The 18,247-nt window shown below is 67.9% G+C and carries 17 protein-coding genes and 1 pseudogene; 8 read left to right on the top strand and 10 right to left on the bottom strand.

Going from position 1 to position 18,247, the window contains the following annotated elements; translation table 11 throughout:
* Nucleotides 1-95: 95 nt before the first annotated feature.
* Nucleotides 96-1,334 carry an aspartate kinase gene (locus DBV35_RS26780; protein ID WP_108663426.1) on the bottom strand — a complete coding sequence of 413 codons (1,239 nt, stop codon included), beginning with the start codon at nucleotides 1,332-1,334 and terminating at the stop codon, nucleotides 96-98.
* Nucleotides 1,335-1,414: 80 nt separating this feature from the next.
* Here DBV35_RS26780 and ubiG point away from each other — a divergent pair, with 80 nt between their 5' ends.
* The gene (ubiG, locus tag DBV35_RS26775; protein WP_108663425.1) at nucleotides 1,415-2,152 is read left to right on the top strand and encodes a bifunctional 2-polyprenyl-6-hydroxyphenol methylase/3-demethylubiquinol 3-O-methyltransferase UbiG; all 738 of its coding nucleotides are present in this window, start codon (nucleotides 1,415-1,417) and stop codon (nucleotides 2,150-2,152) included.
* On the opposite strand, the gene DBV35_RS26770 is transcribed toward ubiG, so the two are convergent.
* The 9 genes from DBV35_RS26770 to DBV35_RS26730 all read right to left on the bottom strand — a co-directional run bounded on the left by DBV35_RS26770 (nucleotide 2,153) and on the right by DBV35_RS26730 (nucleotide 10,902).
* The gene (locus DBV35_RS26770; RefSeq protein WP_108663424.1) at nucleotides 2,153-3,334 is read right to left on the bottom strand and encodes a pyridoxal phosphate-dependent aminotransferase; all 1,182 of its coding nucleotides are present in this window, start codon (nucleotides 3,332-3,334) and stop codon (nucleotides 2,153-2,155) included.
* Nucleotides 3,335-3,426: 92 nt separating this feature from the next.
* A complete protein-coding gene (locus DBV35_RS26765) occupies nucleotides 3,427-4,341 on the bottom strand; it encodes a DMT family transporter (RefSeq protein ID WP_281262248.1) in 915 nt (304 codons plus the stop codon).
* On the bottom strand, nucleotides 4,342-4,845 hold the full coding sequence (locus DBV35_RS26760; protein ID WP_108663422.1) for a MarR family winged helix-turn-helix transcriptional regulator: 504 nt from the start codon (nucleotides 4,843-4,845) through the stop codon (nucleotides 4,342-4,344).
* 176 nt (nucleotides 4,846-5,021) lie between these two features.
* On the bottom strand, nucleotides 5,022-5,609 hold the full coding sequence (locus DBV35_RS26755) for an NAD(P)H-dependent oxidoreductase (RefSeq protein ID WP_108663421.1): 588 nt from the start codon (nucleotides 5,607-5,609) through the stop codon (nucleotides 5,022-5,024).
* Nucleotides 5,609-6,997 (bottom strand): FAD-binding oxidoreductase, encoded by a 1,389-nt coding sequence (locus tag DBV35_RS26750; protein WP_108663420.1) that lies wholly within the window; start codon nucleotides 6,995-6,997, stop codon nucleotides 5,609-5,611. The genes DBV35_RS26755 and DBV35_RS26750 overlap by 1 nt, the downstream gene beginning before the upstream one ends.
* Entirely contained in the window at nucleotides 6,979-8,232 is a 1,254-nt protein-coding gene (locus tag DBV35_RS26745) for a cytosine deaminase (RefSeq protein ID WP_108663419.1), read from the bottom strand. Before DBV35_RS26745 ends, DBV35_RS26750 begins: the two co-directional genes overlap by 19 nt.
* Entirely contained in the window at nucleotides 8,229-9,074 is an 846-nt protein-coding gene (locus tag DBV35_RS26740) for an ABC transporter permease (protein WP_108663418.1), read from the bottom strand. The genes DBV35_RS26745 and DBV35_RS26740 overlap by 4 nt, the downstream gene beginning before the upstream one ends.
* Complete coding sequence (locus tag DBV35_RS26735) at nucleotides 9,071-9,874, bottom strand: ABC transporter ATP-binding protein (RefSeq protein ID WP_108663417.1); 804 nt, start codon at nucleotides 9,872-9,874, stop codon at nucleotides 9,071-9,073. Before DBV35_RS26735 ends, DBV35_RS26740 begins: the two co-directional genes overlap by 4 nt.
* Before the next feature lie 14 nt (nucleotides 9,875-9,888).
* Nucleotides 9,889-10,902 carry an ABC transporter substrate-binding protein gene (locus tag DBV35_RS26730; RefSeq protein WP_108663416.1) on the bottom strand — a complete coding sequence of 338 codons (1,014 nt, stop codon included), beginning with the start codon at nucleotides 10,900-10,902 and terminating at the stop codon, nucleotides 9,889-9,891.
* Between the two features lie 140 nt (nucleotides 10,903-11,042).
* Between DBV35_RS26730 and DBV35_RS26725 the strand changes: the two genes are divergently transcribed.
* The 7 genes and pseudogenes from DBV35_RS26725 to DBV35_RS31200 form a co-directional block, all read left to right on the top strand.
* A complete protein-coding gene (locus DBV35_RS26725; RefSeq protein ID WP_108663415.1) occupies nucleotides 11,043-11,426 on the top strand; it encodes a RidA family protein in 384 nt (127 codons plus the stop codon).
* 103 nt (nucleotides 11,427-11,529) lie between these two features.
* Nucleotides 11,530-12,318, top strand: a complete 789-nt coding sequence (locus DBV35_RS26720; RefSeq protein ID WP_342752401.1) for a creatininase family protein — start codon at nucleotides 11,530-11,532, stop codon at nucleotides 12,316-12,318.
* Between the two features lie 137 nt (nucleotides 12,319-12,455).
* Entirely contained in the window at nucleotides 12,456-14,048 is a 1,593-nt protein-coding gene (locus DBV35_RS26715) for an ABC transporter substrate-binding protein (RefSeq protein WP_108663495.1), read from the top strand.
* 35 nt (nucleotides 14,049-14,083) lie between these two features.
* On the top strand, nucleotides 14,084-15,061 hold the full coding sequence (locus tag DBV35_RS26710) for an ABC transporter permease (RefSeq protein WP_108663414.1): 978 nt from the start codon (nucleotides 14,084-14,086) through the stop codon (nucleotides 15,059-15,061).
* The gene (locus DBV35_RS26705; RefSeq protein ID WP_108663413.1) at nucleotides 15,058-16,059 is read left to right on the top strand and encodes an ABC transporter permease; all 1,002 of its coding nucleotides are present in this window, start codon (nucleotides 15,058-15,060) and stop codon (nucleotides 16,057-16,059) included. Before DBV35_RS26710 ends, DBV35_RS26705 begins: the two co-directional genes overlap by 4 nt.
* Nucleotides 16,056-16,943 carry a homocysteine S-methyltransferase family protein gene (locus DBV35_RS26700; RefSeq protein ID WP_108663412.1) on the top strand — a complete coding sequence of 296 codons (888 nt, stop codon included), beginning with the start codon at nucleotides 16,056-16,058 and terminating at the stop codon, nucleotides 16,941-16,943. Before DBV35_RS26705 ends, DBV35_RS26700 begins: the two co-directional genes overlap by 4 nt.
* Nucleotides 16,943-17,929 (top strand): annotated as a pseudogene (locus DBV35_RS31200) (ABC transporter ATP-binding protein); the annotation flags it as partial. The gene DBV35_RS26700 and the pseudogene DBV35_RS31200, both read left to right, overlap by 1 nt.
* Between the last annotated feature and the right edge of the window lie 318 nt (nucleotides 17,930-18,247).

Raw genomic sequence — 18,247 nt, 5'->3', positions numbered from 1 at the left:
CTCTTCAACCATAACACGCCGCGCGATGCACCCAAAAATCAACTCGGATGCGCGCGGCTGTCGTCGAATCGCCGCCGGGTTGCCCGGAGGCGATTTTAGCGCGTCACCTTGTCCAGGCCATAGACCGAATGCAACGTCCGGACCGCAAGCTCGGAATAGGCCGCGTCGATCAGCACGGAGATCTTGATTTCCGAGGTGGTGATTGCCCGAATGTTGATCGAGCGTTCACCCAGCGCCTTGAAGGCCGTCGCCGCAACGCCGGCGTGCGAGCGCATGCCGACGCCGATCACCGACACCTTCACGACGTCCGTGTCGCCAAGGAGCTTGGCGAAGCGGATCTTGTCCCGCTGCTCTTCGAGCGTCGCCATGGCGCGGTCGAAGTCGGCCTGGGGGACGGTGAAGGTGATGTCGGTCGTCGACCCGTCGTCGGAGATGTTCTGGACGATCATGTCGACGTTGATGTTCGCCTCGGCGAGCGGCCCGAACACGCGGTGGGCGACGCCCGGCGCGTCCGGGACGTCACGCAGCGTCACCTGGGCTTCGTCGCGCGAGTAGGCGATGGATGTGACTGTTTCGGCTTCCATGTCGATATTCTCCCCGGTGATCAGCGTGCCGGGCGGTGTGACGGCGGGATCGGCGAAGCTGGAGCAGACCTTGAGCGGCACGTCGTAGAGCATCGCGAGCTCCACCGAGCGCACGTGCAGCACCTTCGCGCCGAGTGAGGCCATTTCCAGCATCTCCTCATGCGAGATGCGCGACAGGCGACGGGCCGACTTCACGATCCGCGGATCGGTCGTGTAGACGCCGTCGACGTCAGTATAGATGTCGCAGCGGTCGGCGTGGAGCGCCGCCGCGAGGGCGACCGCGGTGGTGTCGGAGCCGCCACGCCCGAGCGTCGTGATCCGTTTCATCGACGACAGGCCCTGGAAGCCGGCGATCACCGCGACCTGGCCGCGTTTGAAGCGGTCGATGAGGTCGGTCGCGTCGATGTCGGCAATGCGGGCGGCCCCGTGCGCGTCGTTGGTGCGCATCGGAATCTGCCAGCCTTGCCAGGATCGCGCTTCGATCCCCATGGTCTGGAGCACGATGGCGAGGAGACCGGAGGTCACGTTCTCGCCGGAGGAGACGACGGCGTCGTATTCGCGCGCGTCGTGAAGGGGCGCGGCCTCTCGACACAGCGCGACGAGACGGTTGGTCTCGCCCGCCATCGCCGAGACGACCACGGCAACCTCGTGACCGGCATTGACCTCGCGCGCCACGTGGGCGGCGACGTTGCGGATGCGGTCGAGGTCGGCGACGGAAGTGCCGCCGAATTTCATCACAATGCGGGACATGGAATGCAGATCAAACTTTGCGGAGCGGTCCGGGCCCGCTAGCTAGCAGGTGAACCGCGTCCGAACAACCAAGGTCTCACATGACAACCACCGTCGATGCCGCCGAAGTCGAGAAATTCGACCGTCTCGCCGCCGGATGGTGGGATCCGAACGGCAAGATGAAGCCGCTGCACAAGTTCAATCCGGTGCGGCTCACCTTCCTGCGACAGACCCTCAGCCGCCATTTCGACCGTGATGCGCGGGGCGAAGCGCCGCTCGCGGGCCTGCGCATCCTCGATATCGGGTGCGGGGGCGGCCTCCTCAGCGAGCCGCTCGCGCGCATGGGGGCCGATGTCGTCGGCGCCGACGCCGCGCCCATGAACATCGCCGTCGCCCGCCGCCACGCCGAGAAGATGGGCGTCCCGGTCGACTATCGCGACACCACCGCAGAGGCGCTCGCGGAGGCGGGGGAGAGCTTCGACGTCGTCCTCGCGATGGAGATCGTGGAGCATGTGAGCGATGTCGCCGCCTTCGTCGCCGCGTGCGCGTCGATGGTGCGGCCGGGCGGGATCACGATCTTCGCGACGCTGAACCGCACCCCGAAATCCTTCGCGCTCGCGATCGTGGGGGCGGAATATGTGCTGCGCTGGCTGCCGCGCGGGACGCACGAATTTTCCAAATTCGTCCGCCCCGAGGAGCTGGAGAAGGCGTTCGACGCGAACGGCCTCCTCCCTCGCGACGTCATCGGCGTCGCCTACAACCCGCTCAAGGACGAGTGGGCTGTCTCGAAGGACACCGACGTCAATTACATGATCGTCGGTGTCCGTCCGCTCGCCTGATCAGGCCGCGGCGCTCTTGCGCAGGAAGCCGTCGATGCGGTCCATCGCCTCCAGGATGCGGTCCTTCGCGGCCGCATAGGAGACGCGGACATAGCCTTCGCCGAGCGTGCCGAAATCGGGCCCGCCGATGAGGGCGACGCCGGTCTCCTGCAGGAGCGTGTCGGCGAGCGCCTTCGCTTTCCAGCCCGTCCCCTTGATGTTCGGGAAGGCGTAGAAGGCGCCCTTCGGAGTCGCGCAGGTGACGCCCGGCAGCGCGTTCAGCGCCTCGACCACCGCCTTGCGGCGGTCGTCGAACGCCGCGACCATCGCCTCGGACGCGTCCTGCGGGCCGGTGAGGGCGGCGATGCCCGCATACTGGGCCGGCGCGTTCACGCACGACCAGGCGTTCACCGCGAGCTTGCGCGCCTTGTCGTAGAGCGGCTTAGGCCACAGCGAGTAGCCGAGGCGCCAACCCGTCATCGCGTACGTCTTCGAGAAGCCGTCGAGGAGAATGAGCTGGTCGCGCAGCTCCGGGAAGGAGCCGAGCGAGAGGTGGGGCAGGCCGTCATAGGTCATGCGGCCATAGATCTCGTCCGACATCACCGCGATATCCGGCCGCGCGGCGAGGATGCGCGCGAGCGCCTTCACGTCCTCCGGCGGGGTCACGCCGCCGGTCGGGTTCGCCGGCGAGTTGATGATGACGAGCCGCGTCTTGTCGGTGATCAGCGCCTCGACGTCCTGCGGCGAGAAGGCGAAGCCGTTCTCCTCGCGGATCGGAAGCGGGACGGGCTTGGCGCCCGTGAACTCGATCATCGAGCGGTAGATCGGGAAGCCGGGGTCCGGATAGATGATCTCCGCGCCCGGCTCGCCGAACATGATGATGGCGAGGTACATCGTCACCTTGCCGCCCGGCACGACGAGGACATTGCCCGCATCCGTCGCGACCCCGGTGCGCATCTGGATGTCGTTCGCGATCGCCTCGCGCAGCGGCGTGATGCCGGTCGCGGGGGTGTAGCCATGATGGCCGTCGCGCAGCGCCTTCACGGCCGCTTCGACGATGTGCTCCGGCGTCGGGAAATCGGGCTGGCCGATGCCGAGATTGATGACGTCCCGCCCCTCTTCGGCGAGCTTGTTGGCGCGGGCGAGGACGGCGAAGGCATTCTCTTCGCCGATCCGGTCGAAACCGCTGACGGTGTGCAACATATGGGGTGTCCTCCTTGCCGCGCCTCTTAGCGCGCTTTGGGGCGGCGTGGAATCCTTCTCGCGCGGGACCGCGAGGCCCGCGCGGCGCGGCGTTATTGGACGGCCGGGTCGCGCACGACGGTCTGGCCGCGCACGCGCTCGCGGTGGAGGATGTAGAGGCCCGCCCCGGCGATCACCATCGTGCCGACCACGGTCCACTTGTCGGGCGTGTCGCCGAAGATCACGTAGCCGAACATGATCATCCAGACCATCTGCGTGTAGATGAACGGGGCGAGCATCGAGGCGGAAGCGACGCGATGCGCCATCACCAGCGCGCCGTGCCCCGTCGCGCCGAAGACGCCCATCAGGAGCGCGAGCACCCAGGACCACCCGCTGAGGCTCGTCACCGCCTCGCCCGAATAGGGCGCTAGGAGGACGACGCCGACGATCGCCGAGAGCATCATGAGGCTCTCCTGCGTCTCGGTCCGGTGCATCCGGCGGGTGAGGAGCGAGTAGCTCGAGTAGCACAGCATCGCGAGGCCGGAGAGGCCGGCCGCCCAGTGCATCGCCCCGGTGCCGGGGCGCGTCACGATGAGGACGCCGATGAAGCCGATCCCGACCGCGATCCAGCGCCGGATGCCGACCTGCTCGCCGAGGAGGGGGCCCGCCAGCGCCGTCACCACGAGGGGGCCGGCGAACATGATCGCCGTCGCCTCGGCAAGCTGGAGATAGCGCAGCGCCCAGAAATTGAAGAAGGTCGCCCCGAGGAGGCAGAGGCCCCGCAGAATGTGCATGAAGGGGTGCTTCGTGCGGAACGGGCGGAAATTGCGCCAGACGCGGAAGAACAGCGCGAGGAGGATGACGTGGGCGGCGTAGCGAAGCCACGCGATCTCCGCCGAATCCATCGTCCGGCCCAGATATTTCGCGGTCGTGTCGAGGCAGGAGAACATCCCCGCCGCGAAGGTCATCAGGAGAATGCCGCGAATGGCGGCGCCGGCTTCCGTATTGGCAGGGGCTAAAAAGGGCACTTAAGCGGTCGCATCCTCGGCGTCGTCGTCGTCATCATCGATCTGGCTGTTCTTGCCGTTCGAGCCGGAGCCGTTCGCCGCGAGGAGGTTTTTTTCCATTTTCCGCAACAGGCGGCGAAGCCTCTTGCGGTCCTTGTCGTCGAACCCGGAGAGCGCTTCCTTCTCGAGGCGCTTCCAGGTCTTGTCGATGTCCGCGATCAGCGCGCGGCCGGGGTCGGTGAGGAACACGCGCGCGAGGCGACCGTCCGTGTCGGACGTCTGCCGCACCAGGAAGCCGTAGGCGGCGAGGCGGGTGACCATCTTCGTCACCGTCGGCGGCTGGACGCCGAGCTCGGCGGCAAGCTCGCTCATCGTCATGCCGTCGGTGCGCGCGAGCGCCTTCAGCACGACCTCCTGGCCCGGGTGGAGGCCGAGAGCGGACAGATGTGCTCCCGATCTGGTGCGCTGCGCCTTCGCCGCCTGCGCCAGACGGTAGGTCGCCGTTTTTGCGTGGTCGAACGCCATCTGCACCTCGGTGCATCCGCGGACGCGCGGCTGCGCGGCCTCGCGAAGGAAAAGCCAGCTTCAACGCTGCATACGTTGCGTCGCAGCATACCGCAAGCGCTGGCGGCGCGGGACTGGGGCGCATTTCGGCGACAGCAGCGCCGCCGGTGACCTCCATGCCGCATCAGGCGGCGGCGTCAGAGGCGGGTGATGATCTCGCGCACCTTGCCGACATGGCGCGTGCGCCGGTCCTGCGAGGAGGAATCGATCTTGTAGAGCGCCGCGTAATGCGTGCGGCAGATCGGATTGCAGATCGCCCGGAAGCCGCGCAGCAGCGTGCGTCGCCCCGGCTCCCCGATGAGCTTCGACTGCCACCACGGCGCGCCGCACGTCGTGAAGACCGCGACGGTGCGGATGTTGGTGAGCTGGCGCTGCATCGGCCGGCTCTCGGTCGGCATCGTGAAGGTCGCGTGCGGGATCAGCACGCGGTCGAGCCATCCCTTCAGCATCGCCGGAAGGCCGAACCACCAGGTCGGGTAGATGAAGATCACGCCCTCGCACCAGCGGATCCGGGCAAGGTGCTCGGCGACGGGGATCTCGTTCTCGACCGGGGTGTGGTAGCCGAGCCGCTCGTCGAGCCCCATCACCGGGTCGAACGCCTCGTCATAGAGGTCGATCACCTGCGCCTCGTGCCCGGACTCGACCAGCGTCGTGACGATCACGTCACGGATGTGGGCCGAAAAGCTGTCCGGATTGGGGTGGCAGTAGACGACCAGCGCGCGCATCAGACACTGAGGGACGGGAAGAGGTAGGGTTTTCCGTAGTCGAAATCGGGCTGGTCCCAGGCGATCATCTTGCCGGGATTGAGGAGCCCCTTCGGGTCGGCGCGCTTCTTGAAGGCGAGCTGCGTCGCGTCGGTCTGCTTCATCCCGCCTTCCTCCAGCGTGTAGCGGTGCGGGTTGAAGATCGGGCAGCCGTGCGCCTCGTGGAGGGCGACGATCTCGTCGAGCCGTTCCTCGCTCGTGTAGCGCAGCAGCGGAAGGCCGAAGCAGCCGACGGCCCCGTCGAAGCGCACGAATTCGAGGTGAGTCGGCGCCTCCTCGCCCAGAAGCTCGGCGATCTTCAGCACCTTCCCGCAGATGTCGGGCTGCGGGTAGAGAACCTGGAGGTAGGTGATCGAGGGATCGACGCGCAGCGCCCGCAGCGTCGTGTGGTTCCAGCACAGCTCGAACGCGGCCGGGAGCTTCTTCAGAGTCTCGGGCGCCTCCGCGTCGGAGCGGAAGACGACGCGCCCGCCCGCGTGCCGGCCCAGGTGGACGACATCGCCCGCCGCGAACGGCGCGGCCATCACGACGACCACCGCCTCGCCGGCGGTGAGATAGCCCGCGTGGCGCTTGAAATAGGGCGTCACCGACGCGTCCATGACCGCGACATTCTTGAGGAGCAGCCCGTCCGCCGCCGCGAGCGCCTCGCCGCAGCGGATCGCACCCTCGAGCGTCGGGAAGGACATGATCATGTCCACCCAGTCATAGGCCGGGGCGAGCGGCATCTCGACCTCGGTGATGATCCCGGTGGTGCCGTAGGCGTGGCTCGCCTTGGCGATGTCGGGCCCGGTGAGGTCGATGAGCGAACCGACCGTCCCGTCCATCGCGGCAAGGCGCAGGCGGATGATGTTGCCGGCGTCACGCAGCCCGCCCCAGCGGATCGAGCCGACCCCGCCCGAGCCGCCCGCGACGAAGCCGCCGATCGACGCCGTGTGATAGGTGGAGGGGGAGAGGCGCAGCTCCTGCCCGCTCGCACGTGCCGCCGCGTCGATATCGGCGAGGATCGCGCCGGGCTCGGCGATGACGCGGCCGGGCTCTATCGACAGGATGCGCGCCATCCCCGACAGGTCGAGGACGAGCCCGCCCGCGAGCGGCATCGCCTGCCCATAATTGCCGGTACCGGCGCCGCGCACCGTGACCGGCACGTCGTTCCGCCAGCACGAGCCGAGGATGTAGAGAAGCTCGTCGAGATTGCGCGGGGTGGCGACGACATCGGCGACGACGCTGTCGAGCTGCCGCTTGAGGACGGGGGAGTACCAGTAGAAGTCGCGACTCTTCTGCTGCACGATCCGCGGGTTCACTTCGATCTGAAGCCCCGCGAGGTCCGTCTTCAGTGCGGCGATGTCCATAGGCCGTCCAGCTCAGAAAAGTCGGGCGGAGCAGCCTCGATGACGGCGCCGTTCCGAATGACACTACGGTCATATTGTGGGCGTGCGAACAGCTCAGTCCAAGAGCGCGCCTTGAAGAGAACGAGATCGGCGGGCGCGCCGACCGCGAGACGGCCACGGTTCGCGAGGCCCATGATGTCCGCCGGCGTTGCAAAAAAAGCTCGCGGCCAGTCGCCGACCGGGTGGTCGAGCTGGAGAATCCGCGTCGCCTCGCGCCACACCTCCGCCATGTCGAGGTCGCCATAGGCGTAGAACGGGTCGCGCGTGTTGTCGGACGCGATCGCGACCGGGATGCCGCGCGCCCGCATCTCGTGGACGAGGGTGCCGCCGCGGATGCGCGGGGTGCGGCCGGCGACGCGATCCTGCAGATATTGGTTGCACATCGGCAGGCTGACGATCGCGATGTTCGTCTCTGCCACCTTGTCGAGGATGCGGGCGGACGCGTCCTCGTCCATCGCCATCAGCGAGCAGCAATGGCCGCAGGTGATCGTGCCGGAAAAGCCGATCCGCTTCGCCTCCTGCGCGATGATCTCGAGGCAGTTCGATTCCGGGTCGAGCGTCTCGTCGACGTGGAAGTCGGCGTCCATCCCCCGGTCCTCCGCCTCGGCGAGGAGGGCGGCGACGCGCTCGGCGATGTCGGGCATGCTGCGGAAGGCGGCGCCGACGATCCCGCCGTGCGCGGTCACGAAGTCGAAGAAGGGGCCGAGATCGTCCGGCAGCGCGTCGAGCGTCATGAGGCTCGAGGCCTGAAGGGTGATCCGGTCGGCCCACGCCTCGCGCACCTCGGCGAGCACCGGCCAGGAGACGGACCCGCGCGGCGGGTTGGAATCGATGTGAGTGCGGATCGCGACGGTCCCGTGCGCGTAGGCGGCGCGCAGCGAGAAATCCATGCGCGCCCTGAGGTCGGCCGGGGACCAGTTCGGATGATCGGCGCGGGTCGCGGTGAGCGCGCCCATGAAGGTGCCGTCCGGATTGGCGGCCCGCGGCCAGATGTGCCCCTTGTCGATATGGGTGTGCATGTCGACGAAGCCGGGGACGAGGATCCCGCCCGCGCAATCGAGGGCGCCCACGTCGTTCATCCCGGCGGCCGGCGCGATCGCGGCGATCCGCGCACCGTCGAGCGTCACGTCATGGAGCGTGAGCCCGTCGCCCCCGTCCATGAGGGCTGACGGTATTGCAGCGTTGATCAGTTTCATCCGCGCCGTCCCGTCGCGCTCTCATGCCATTTCCCCAAGATGCGGTTCGAAAGCAGGCTCAGCAACACGTAGATGACGATGCCGGTCGCGGAAATGAGGAGGAGCGCGGCGAAGAGGCGAGGGATGTTGAGGCGATAGCCCGACTCGATGATGCGGGAGGCGAGCCCCGCCCCGAAACCCGACGCGCCCGCCACGAACTCGGCGACCACCGCGCCGATGAGGGCGAGGCCGCCCGCGATCCGCAGCCCGCCGAGGAAGTATGGCATCGCGGCCGGAAGCTGGAGATAACGCAGCGTCTGCCAGCGCGAGGCGCCGTAGAGGCGGTAGAGGTCGCGCAGATTGTGGTCGGCGGAATTGAGGCCGAGCGTGGTGTTCGACAGGATCGGGAAGAAGGCGACGATCCAGGCGCACAGAAGGATCTTCGCGAGGTCGTTGCCGACATAGATGTTGATCAGCGGGAAGATCGCCACGATCGGCGTGACCTGCAGCACCACCGCGATCGGGAAGAAGGAATATTCCACGATCCGTGACTGGGTGAGCGCGATCGCGAGGAGGACGCCGCCCACGGTCGCAAGCAGCAGCGCGAGGAGCGTGATCGACAGCGTGTTGAAGAGGGACGGGCCGAGCACCGGCCAGTCCGTCACGATCGTCGCGAGCACGAGCCATGGGCGCGGCAGGATGTAGGTCGGGATGCCGTTGAGGACGACGAGCGCGTCCCACAGGAGGACGAGCGTGGCGAGCACCACGAGGGGGAGGCCGACGCGCAGCCGCTTGTCCCGCCGCTGACGTCGTTCGCTCGCGGTGAGCGGGGGCTTCACGGCCTCGCTCGCGACGCTCGTCATTCGCCCATCGCCCGGTGCAGCGCCTCGGACGTGCGGCGGGCGATCTCGCCATTCTTCGGGCTCGTGCGGAACGCCTCGGTGCGGGGGGAGGGCTCGTCCACGATCACCTCCGTCGCGATCCGCCCCGGCCGCGCGGTCATCACCGCGATGCGGGTGGAGAGGTAGACGGACTCGAACACCGAATGGGTCACGAAGATCACCGTCCACCCCTTCTCGTCCCACAGGCGCAGGAGGTCGTCATTGAGGCGGAAGCGGGTGATCTCGTCGAGCGCGGCGAACGGCTCGTCCATCAGGAGGATGGAAGGGGAGGTCGCGAGCGCGCGGGCGATGGAGACGCGCATCTTCATGCCGCCGGAGAGCTCGCGCGGGTAGGCGGCGCGGAAATCGGCGAGTCCGACGCTCTCGAGCGCGGTCATGATCTGCCCCTCGGCCTTGCGGCGCGAGATGCCCTTGAGGCGCAGCGGCAGCCACGCATTGTCGAAGACGGTCGCCCACGGCATCAGCGTGGGCTCCTGGAAGACGTAGCCGACATTGCGCTCGCGCTGCGCGGCGCGGCCCTTGGCGTTGTCGTGCCACTCGATGGTGCCGACGGTCGGCTCGTCGAGACCGGCGACGAGCCGCAGGATCGTGGATTTGCCGCAGCCCGAGGGACCGAGCAACGACAGGAACTCGCCCCGACGCACGACGAGATCCGTCCCGGCGAGGGCGACCGTGCCGTTGTCGAACGTCTTGCCGACGCCCGACAGGGTGACGATGGGGGCCGCCTGGAGGGTTGGCGTCGCCGTCGCGCTCTCTTGCATCGATCCGCTTGGCCTTACTGGCCGGTCAGCTCTTTCTTGAGGTCGAGGCCGACACCCTTGTTCACGAAGTCGAGCGTGTAGATCGCGCCGATATCGAGGTTGGCGGGCGTCACGTTGGCGGCGACCATCTTGTCGTAGAAGTCCTTGAAGCGCGCGTCGGTCATCGCGCCGATGCCGAGATCGAGCGCCTCGTCCGAATCGACGATGCCGTATTCCTTCATCTTGTCGATGGAGTAGGCGAGCTGCTCGGGCGTCATCTCGGGGTTGGCGTCGAGGATCAGCGCGTTGGCGCCGGACGGATCGCCGTAGAGATAGTTGTACCAGCCGATCGCCGAGGCATCGACGAAGCACTGCACCGCGTCGGGCATCTCGTCGATCGTCTCCTGCATCACCTCGACCGTGGTCGCGTAGGTGCTGAAGCCGTAGTCGGCGAGGAGGAAGATGTTCGGGGTGAAGCCGCCCTGTTGCTCGATTGCGAACGGCTCGGACGTCACGTACCCCTGCTGCCCCTTGCGCGGGTCTGCGAGGAAGGGGGCGGGGTTGAACGTGTAGGGCTCGCGCTGTTCGGCGGTGAAGCCATACGCGTCCATCATCCACTGATAGTAGGACTGGAAGCCGTTGTCGCCGATGAGGAGCTTGATCGTCTTCAGGTCCTCGAACTTGTCGAGGCCCTGGCCCGGATGGGTCATGATGACTTGCGGCTCTTTCTGGAAGTGCGCCGCGACGACGACCAGCGGGATGCCCTGCTCGGCCGCGCTGAAGGCCTGGAGGAGGTTGCCGCCCATATGGAACTGGATCCGGCCGGCGAGGAGGAGGGCGCGGTTGTTCACCTGCGGCCCGCCCGACTGGATCGTCACGTCGAGCCCGCAATCGGCGTAGGTGCCGTCGGCGACGGCCTGGTAATAGCCGCCATGCTCGGCCTGCGGGAGCCAGTTCGTGCCGAAGGTCACGGGCGTCAGACTCTGTGCCTGTGCGGTCCCTGCGGTGGCGACGGCGACGGCGAGCGCGGTGAGAATCGTGCGGTGCATTGGGGTCCCCTCGTCCATTGGCATTGCCTTAGCATCGTGGCTGATCGCGCGCCATCGCGCACGTAACACGCGTTGAATTCAAGCAAATGTTGTGCCGTCATGGGGGCCCGCGACGCCCCGCGACAGCCGCCGACGAGACCATGAAACGCCACACCCCCAACACCATCCGCCGCCCCTTCGCGAACTACGCCCATGCCGTCGAGATTCCGGCAGGGATGCGTCTCCTCGTGCTGTCCGGCCAGCTCGGCATCGGGCCGGACGACGCGGTCCCGGCGGACGCCGAGGGCCAGGCCGCACTCTGCTTTGCGAACATCGACGCCATCCTGAAGGAGGCGGGCGCGGACAAGAGCGCGATCGTGCGCCTCAACGCCTACGTCTCGGGCCGCGAGCATCTCGCCGGCTATATGGCCGCGCGCGACCGCTACGTCGCCGATCCCGCCCCGGCTTCGACGCTGATGGTCGTCACCGGCTTCGCCCGCGAGGCGTTCTTCGTGGAGGTGGAGGCGCTCGCCGCGTTGCCGTGATCCTACGCTTGCCACCCGGCGCGGCCCGCCCATAAGGTCACCCGCCTCACCCCGGCCTTGCCTTGGTGAAGCCTGACGGAACGGCCCTTGGAGTTTCCCGCCGATGATGCTGCCGCGGCCCTATTGGGCGGACATGACCGCGCTCGATTTCTCGACCGACACGGACGACTGGATCGCCGTCGTCCCCACCGCCGCGATCGAGCAACACGGACCGCACCTCCCGCTCGGCACCGACACGATCATCGGCGAGGGGATGGTGCGCACGGTGGTGGAGCGCCTGCCGGAGGATATCCCCGCGACCTTCCTGCCAGTCCAGTCGATCGGCAAGTCGAACGAGCACATCAGCTATCGCGGCACGCTGACGATGGCGTGGGAGACCGCGATCAAGGCCTGGCTCGAGATCGCGACCTCGATCGCCCGCGCGGGCGTGCGCCGGATCGTCTTCGCCAACTCGCACGGCGGCAACACGGCGATGCTCGACATCGTGACGCGCGAACTGCGCGTGCGCTTCGACATGCTCGCCGTCCACACCGCCTGGATGCGCTTCGGCGAGGGCGAGGATATCGGCGAGACGGAGCGCGCCTACGGCATCCATGGCGGCATGGTGGAGACCGCGCTCATCCAGCATTTCCGCCCCGATCTGGTGCGCGAGGACTATCTCGACAATTTCGCGAGCGAGCAGGCCCGCCTCATCGAGGAGCGCCTCCATCTGCGCGCCCACGGCCCCCACGCCTTCGCCTGGAAGGCGGGCGATCTCAACCCGAACGGCGTCGTCGGCGACGCGACGGCGGCGACCCCCGACCTCGGCGCCCGCATCGCGGCGCACCAGGCGGACCGCTTCATCGAGCTTCTGCGCGATGTCGCGACGATCGATCTCTCCGTTCTCAAATAAAGTTCCGAACGAAAGTATTAATGCACCTCCGCATCCCGCTTCACTGCACCAGTGGACGGGAAGGGGGAGGTGTGGCTAGTCTCACCCCGAGGAAGATCGCCGGACTTTGTGGCTTGGCGGACAAGGAGGAGCGCCTGATGAAGCGCATTTGGATCAGTGCAACCATTCTGGCACTTTTCAGTGGCGCGGCGCTCGCGCAGGATGACGCGAAGACTTTCAAATTCGCCTTCCAGGGCGAGCTGAAATCACTCGACCAGTACACCCTGAACGAGACCTTCTCGCTCTGGACGCTCGGCAACATCTATGAGGGCCTCGTCAGCCTCGACCCCGAGCTGAACCTCATTCCGGGCCTCGCCGAGAGCTGGGAGGTCGTCGACGACAACACGTGGCGCTTCCACCTGCGCAAGGGCGTCACCTTCCACAACGGCAACCCCTTCACCGCCGACGACGTGGTCTTCTCCGCCGACCGGGTCCGCTCGAAGGGGTCCGACCTCAAGACCCGCATCCCCGCCGACGCCAAGTTCGTCGCGATCGACGATCACACGGTCGAGGTTCAGCTCGGCTCGCCGAACCCGATCCTGCCGGCCGAATGGCCGACCTGGGGCATCATGGACAAGGAGTGGACGGAGGAGAACGACGCCGTCGCCGTGACCTCCGCCTCCGACGAGGGCCAGAACTACGCCGCCCTCCACACCAACGGCACCGGCCCCTTCAAGATCGTGAGCCACGAGCCGGGCGTGAAGACGGTGTTCGAGGCCAATCAAGACTGGTGGAACTGGGACAACCGCCAGTTCAACATCGAGCGGGCTGAGTTCACCCCGATCGGCTCCGACGCCACGCGCGTCGCCGCGCTGCTGTCGGGCGAGCTCGACCTCGTCTACCCGATCCCCGTCCAGGACATTCCGCGCGTCGACGCCAATGCCGGGACCGAGGCGCTCACCGGGCCCGAGCTGCGCACGATCTTCCTCGGCTTCGACCAGCGCAGGCCCGAACTTCTCTATTCGAGCGTGAAGGGCAAGAACCCGTTCCAGGATTTGCGGGTGCGCAAGGCCTTCTACCAGGCGATCGACATCGAGGCGATCAAGCAGAAGATCATGCGGAACCTGTCGACCCCGGCGGCGCTGATGATCTCGCCCGTCCTCTACTCCCGGTCCGACGAGTTCACGCGCCTGCCCTATGACCCTGACGGCGCGAAGGCGCTTCTCGCCGAGGCCGGCTATGGCGACGGCTTCACCGTCGGCATGGACTGCCCGAACGACCGCTATGTGAACGACGAGCAGATTTGTCAGGCCGTCGCCGCGATGCTCGCCCGGATCGGCGTGAAGGTGGACCTCAACGCCCAGCCGAAGGCGCAATATTTCGCGAAGATCCTCGCATCCGGCGGCTACGACACGTCCTTCTACCTGCTCGGTTGGACGCCCGGTTCGTTCGACAGCTACAACGTGATCCGCGACCTCAACACCTGCCGCAACGACGACGGGACGACCGGCGGCCCGTTCAATATCGGCGGCTATTGCAACGAGAAGGTCGACGCCCTCGCGGCCGAGATCCTCGTCGAGAACGACATCACCAAGCGCGATGATCTGATCGCGCAGGTCTACACCATCCTCAACGACGAGGTTTCGCACATCCCGCTGCACCAGCAGGGCCTTGCCTGGGGCAAGGCGTCCGACGTCGAAGTGCTCCAGCGCCCCGACAACGCGCTCCTGCTCTCGACCGTCAAGAAATAAGGCAGGGGACGGCTCCGGCCGTCCCGCGTCCGCCGATGGTTGCGTTTATCGTCCGTCGCATCGCCCAGGCCATCCTCGTCATGCTGGTGGTCTCGCTGATCTCTTTCACGATGTTCCGCTTCGTCGGCGATCCGGTGAACCAGATGGTCGGCATCGAGACGACCCCGGCCGAGCGGGCCGAGCTGCGCGAGCGGCTCGGCCTCAACGAGCCGGTCCCGGTCCAGTTCGTCGCCTTCATCAAGAAGGCGGCGGAGGGCGATTTCGGCGTATCCTACCAGTTCAAGCAGCCGGTGGCAGAACTCCTCGCCGCGCGCCTGCCGGCGACGCTGGAGCTCTCGCTCGTCTCGGCCCTCTTCGCGCTCCTCATCGGCATCCCGATGGGCGTCTATACGGGCCTGCGCCGCGATCACTGGCTGTCGAAGCTCTTCCTGACCGTCTCCCTCGTCGGCATCTCGCTGCCGCCCTTCCTGATCGGCATCCTCCTCATCTTCGTGTTCGCGGTGAACCTCCAATGGCTCCCCTCGTTCGGGCGGGGCCAGGTCGTCGATCTCGGCTTCTGGACGACGGGCTTCCTCACCGTCTCGGGCCTCAAGGCGCTCATCCTGCCGGCGATCACGCTCGGCCTCTTCCAGATGACGCTGATCATGCGCCTCGTGCGCGCCGAGATGCTGGAGGTGCTGCGGGCCGACTATATCCGCTTCGCCCGCGCACGTGGCCTCACCGCCCGCGCGATCAATTTCGGCCACGCCCTCAAGAACACGCTGGTGCCGGTCATCACCATCACCGGCCTGCAGCTCGGCTCCGTCATCGCCTTCGCGATCGTCACCGAGACGGTGTTCCAGTGGCCGGGGATGGGGCTCCTCTTCCTGCAGGCCGTGCAGAATGTCGATATCCCGATCATGGCGGCCTACCTCCTGATGATCGCGGCCCTCTTCGTGATCATCAACCTCATCGTCGACCTCCTCTATGTCGCCGTCGACCCGCGCATCCGCCTGTCGGGGAGGCCGGCATGAGTGAGCCATCCGGCACGCCGCAACGCGCCCCGCTCGACGGGGAAGCGGGGGCGACCATCGCCGCGATCGAAAGTCGCCCGCGCGCCTTCGCGGCCGGCCGGCGCGGGGCGGGGGGCGACCTCCTCCACGCCTTCCTGCGATCCAAGCTCACGATGCTCGCCGCGCTCGTCACGCTCGCGATCTTCCTCTCGGCCGCCTTCGCTCCGTGGATCGCCCCGCACGATCCGACCGACCTCGCCTCGCTCTCCCTCCTCGACAGCCTCCTGCCGCCGGCCTGGGTCAATGGCGGCTCGACGGCCTATCTGCTCGGCACCGACGACCAGGGCCGCGACATGCTGTCGGCGATCCTCTACGGGACGCGCATCTCGCTCGCGGTCGGTCTCGCCTCGGTGGCGCTCGCGGCCTTCATCGGCATCTCGCTGGGGCTGATCGCCGGCTACGCGGGCGGCATCGTCGACGCCATCATCATGCGCGTCGCCGACGTGCAGCTCACCTTCCCGGCGATCCTGATCGCGCTCCTCATCGACGGGACGGTCCGCGCCCTCCTGCCGGACCTCACGCGCGAGGACAGCGCCTTCTACGTCCTGACCCTGTCGATCGGCCTCTCCTTCTGGGTCCAGTATGCGCGCACCGTGCGCGGCTCCACCCTTGTGGAGACGCAGAAGGAATACGTCCTCGCGGCGAAGCTCATCGGCCTCTCCCCGTTCACCATCATGGTGCGCCACGTCCTGCCGAACGTGCTCGGCCCGGTCCTCGTGATCGCCACCATCAACCTCGCCCTCGCCATCATCACCGAGGCGACGCTCTCCTTCCTCGGCGTCGGCGTGCCGGTGACCGAGCCCTCGCTCGGCACGCTGATCCGGATCGGGCAGGATTTCCTCTTCTCGGGGGAGTGGTGGATCACGATGTTCCCCGGCGCGATGCTCGCGATCCTCGTCCTCGCCGTGAACCTTCTCGGCGACTGGCTGCGCGACGCGCTGAATCCGAGGCTGCGATGACGGTCCGCCTCGTCGACGGCGGCATGGGGCATGAGCTGCGGCGCCGCTCGCGCCTGCCGGTGCACTCGGTCTGGGCCGCGCGGCAGATCCTTGAGGAGCCGATGGTGGTGCGCCAGGTCCACGAGGAATTTCTGCGCGCCGGGGCCGACATCATCTCCACCAACACGAGCGCGATCACGCGGCGCAAGATGAACGTCTTCGGCCTCGCGGACCGCTTCGCCGAGGTGAATATCGCCGCCTGCACGCTCGCCGACCGGGCGCGCGAGAAGATCAATCCGGCGGCGCTGATTGCCGGCATCCTGCCCCCCATCAATGTGCGCGACGACCCGTGGCAGATGCCGCCGTTGCGCCTGATGGAGGCCGAATATGCCGAGCACGCGCTGCTCCTCGCGCCCCATGTCGACATTCTCGTCTGCGACTCGATGTGGACCTCGGGCCAGGCCTTCGCCGCCGCGTCGGCCGCCGCCGCGACGGGCCGGCCGATCTGGGTCGCCTTCACGCTGCGCGAGGCCGGACCGCCGCGCCTCAGGGGCGGAGAGACCGTCTCGGACGCAGTGAACGCGCTCGCCGGGCTCCCGATCGCCGCCTTCCTCCTCACCTGCACCGCGCCGAACGCGATGATCACCGCGCTCGCCGAATTGTCGTGCTGCGCGCTCGACGTCGATATCGGCGTGCGCGCCAACGGCTATCGCGAAGTTCCCGGCGAGTGGGACTCCACGAAGGAGGTGGACGCCATCATCGTGCGCGAGGAGATCGGGCCCGACGCCTATGCAGGCTACGCCGAGCAGTGGATTTCGGGCGGCGCACGCATCGTCGGCGGCTGCACCAAGGTCGGCCCCGCCCACATCGCGCGCCTGCGCACCATGCTCGAGGCTGCCCGGTGATGGACGCCGTCGCTCCCGTCCTCAGCGTGCGCGGCCTCAAGGTCGAGTTCGCGACGCGCCATGGCCGCCTCACCGCGATCGACGGCATCTCCTTCGACGTCGCGCCCGGCGAGGTGCTGGGCGTCGTCGGCGAGAGCGGAGCGGGCAAGTCGCTGACCGGCGCGTCGATCATCGGCCTCCTCGACCCGCCCGGCATGATCACCGGGGGGGAGATCCGCCTCGAAGGCCGCCGCATCGACGATCTGCGCCCCGAGGAGATGCGCCACCTGCGCGGCCGCAAGATCGGCATGATCTTCCAGGACCCGCTGACGAGCCTCAATCCGCTCTACACGATCGGACGCCAGCTCACCGAGACGATTCGCACCCACCTCCCGCTCGGCCGGCGCGCGGCGCGCAACCGGGCGATCGAGCTCCTGGAGGAGGTCGGCATTCCGGGCGCGGCGCGCCGCCTCAACGCCTATCCGCACCAGTTCTCCGGCGGGATGCGGCAGCGCGTGGTGATCGCCCTCGCGCTCGCGGCCGAGCCCGCCCTCGTCATCGCCGACGAGCCGACCACCGCGCTCGACGTCTCGGTCCAGGCGCAGATCATCAAGGTGCTGAAGCGCATGTGCCGCGAGCACAAGGCGGCGGTCGTCCTCATCACGCACGACATGGGCGTGATCGCGGAGACGGCGGACCGCGTGGCGGTGATGTATGCGGGGCGGATCGCCGAGATCGGCCCCGTCGCGGACGTGGTTAAGCGGCCGAAGCATCCCTATACGGCCGGGCTGATGGGCGCGATCCCGCGCGTCGACCGCAGCATGGCGCGCCTCACCCAGATCCCCGGCGCGATGCCGCGCCTCGACGCGATCCCGCGCGGCTGCGCCTTCAACCCGCGCTGCCCGGAGATGTTCGCCCGCTGCCTCCTCGCCCGGCCCGAGCCGATCGCGGTGGATGAGAGCCGCGTCGCCTGCTGGCTCCACGACCCCGACGAGGCCCGCGAGGCCGTCTTCGCCGACTTCGTCCACGACGAACCGGAGGCGGTGGACGAGGTGGAGGCCGCCCCGGCGCCGCAGGAGGCGGCCGCGGCCGTCGCCGAGGACCGCCCGGCGGACGGCGCGCCGCGCAGCCGCCTCGTCGAGCTGACCGAGGATTTCGAGCACATCGAGGACACGCCGCGCGCGCCCCGCACCGCGCAGGCCGAGCCGCGCGCCGCCCAGCCGAAGCGCGGACCGGTGGAGCCGGAATATCTGGCGCGCGAGGCGGAGGCGGCCCGCGCCGAGGCCGCCCCGCGCGGGAGCCTCATCGAGATCTCGGCCGACTAC

This window comes from Acuticoccus kandeliae, from assembly GCF_003073115.1.
Note: the sequence above shows the minus strand (reverse complement) of the source record. Positions and strands in the feature narration are given on the sequence as shown.

Coding starts and splice junctions, on each gene's coding strand:
- DBV35_RS26770 (WP_108663424.1), bottom strand. CDS start 3,334: ATGTTGCACACCGTCAGCGGTTTCGACCGGATCGGCGAAGAGAATGCC.
- ubiG (WP_108663425.1), top strand. CDS start 1,415: ATGACAACCACCGTCGATGCCGCCGAAGTCGAGAAATTCGACCGTCTC.
- DBV35_RS26780 (WP_108663426.1), bottom strand. CDS start 1,334: ATGTCCCGCATTGTGATGAAATTCGGCGGCACTTCCGTCGCCGACCTC.
- DBV35_RS26705 (WP_108663413.1), top strand. CDS start 15,058: ATGAGTGAGCCATCCGGCACGCCGCAACGCGCCCCGCTCGACGGGGAA.
- DBV35_RS26745 (WP_108663419.1), bottom strand. CDS start 8,232: ATGAAACTGATCAACGCTGCAATACCGTCAGCCCTCATGGACGGGGGC.
- DBV35_RS26740 (WP_108663418.1), bottom strand. CDS start 9,074: ATGACGAGCGTCGCGAGCGAGGCCGTGAAGCCCCCGCTCACCGCGAGC.
- DBV35_RS26755 (WP_108663421.1), bottom strand. CDS start 5,609: ATGCGCGCGCTGGTCGTCTACTGCCACCCCAATCCGGACAGCTTTTCG.
- DBV35_RS26720 (WP_342752401.1), top strand. CDS start 11,530: ATGATGCTGCCGCGGCCCTATTGGGCGGACATGACCGCGCTCGATTTC.
- DBV35_RS26730 (WP_108663416.1), bottom strand. CDS start 10,902: ATGCACCGCACGATTCTCACCGCGCTCGCCGTCGCCGTCGCCACCGCA.
- DBV35_RS26725 (WP_108663415.1), top strand. CDS start 11,043: ATGAAACGCCACACCCCCAACACCATCCGCCGCCCCTTCGCGAACTAC.
- DBV35_RS26760 (WP_108663422.1), bottom strand. CDS start 4,845: ATGGCGTTCGACCACGCAAAAACGGCGACCTACCGTCTGGCGCAGGCG.
- DBV35_RS26735 (WP_108663417.1), bottom strand. CDS start 9,874: ATGCAAGAGAGCGCGACGGCGACGCCAACCCTCCAGGCGGCCCCCATC.
- DBV35_RS26700 (WP_108663412.1), top strand. CDS start 16,056: ATGACGGTCCGCCTCGTCGACGGCGGCATGGGGCATGAGCTGCGGCGC.
- DBV35_RS26715 (WP_108663495.1), top strand. CDS start 12,456: ATGAAGCGCATTTGGATCAGTGCAACCATTCTGGCACTTTTCAGTGGC.
- DBV35_RS26750 (WP_108663420.1), bottom strand. CDS start 6,997: ATGGACATCGCCGCACTGAAGACGGACCTCGCGGGGCTTCAGATCGAA.
- DBV35_RS26710 (WP_108663414.1), top strand. CDS start 14,084: ATGGTTGCGTTTATCGTCCGTCGCATCGCCCAGGCCATCCTCGTCATG.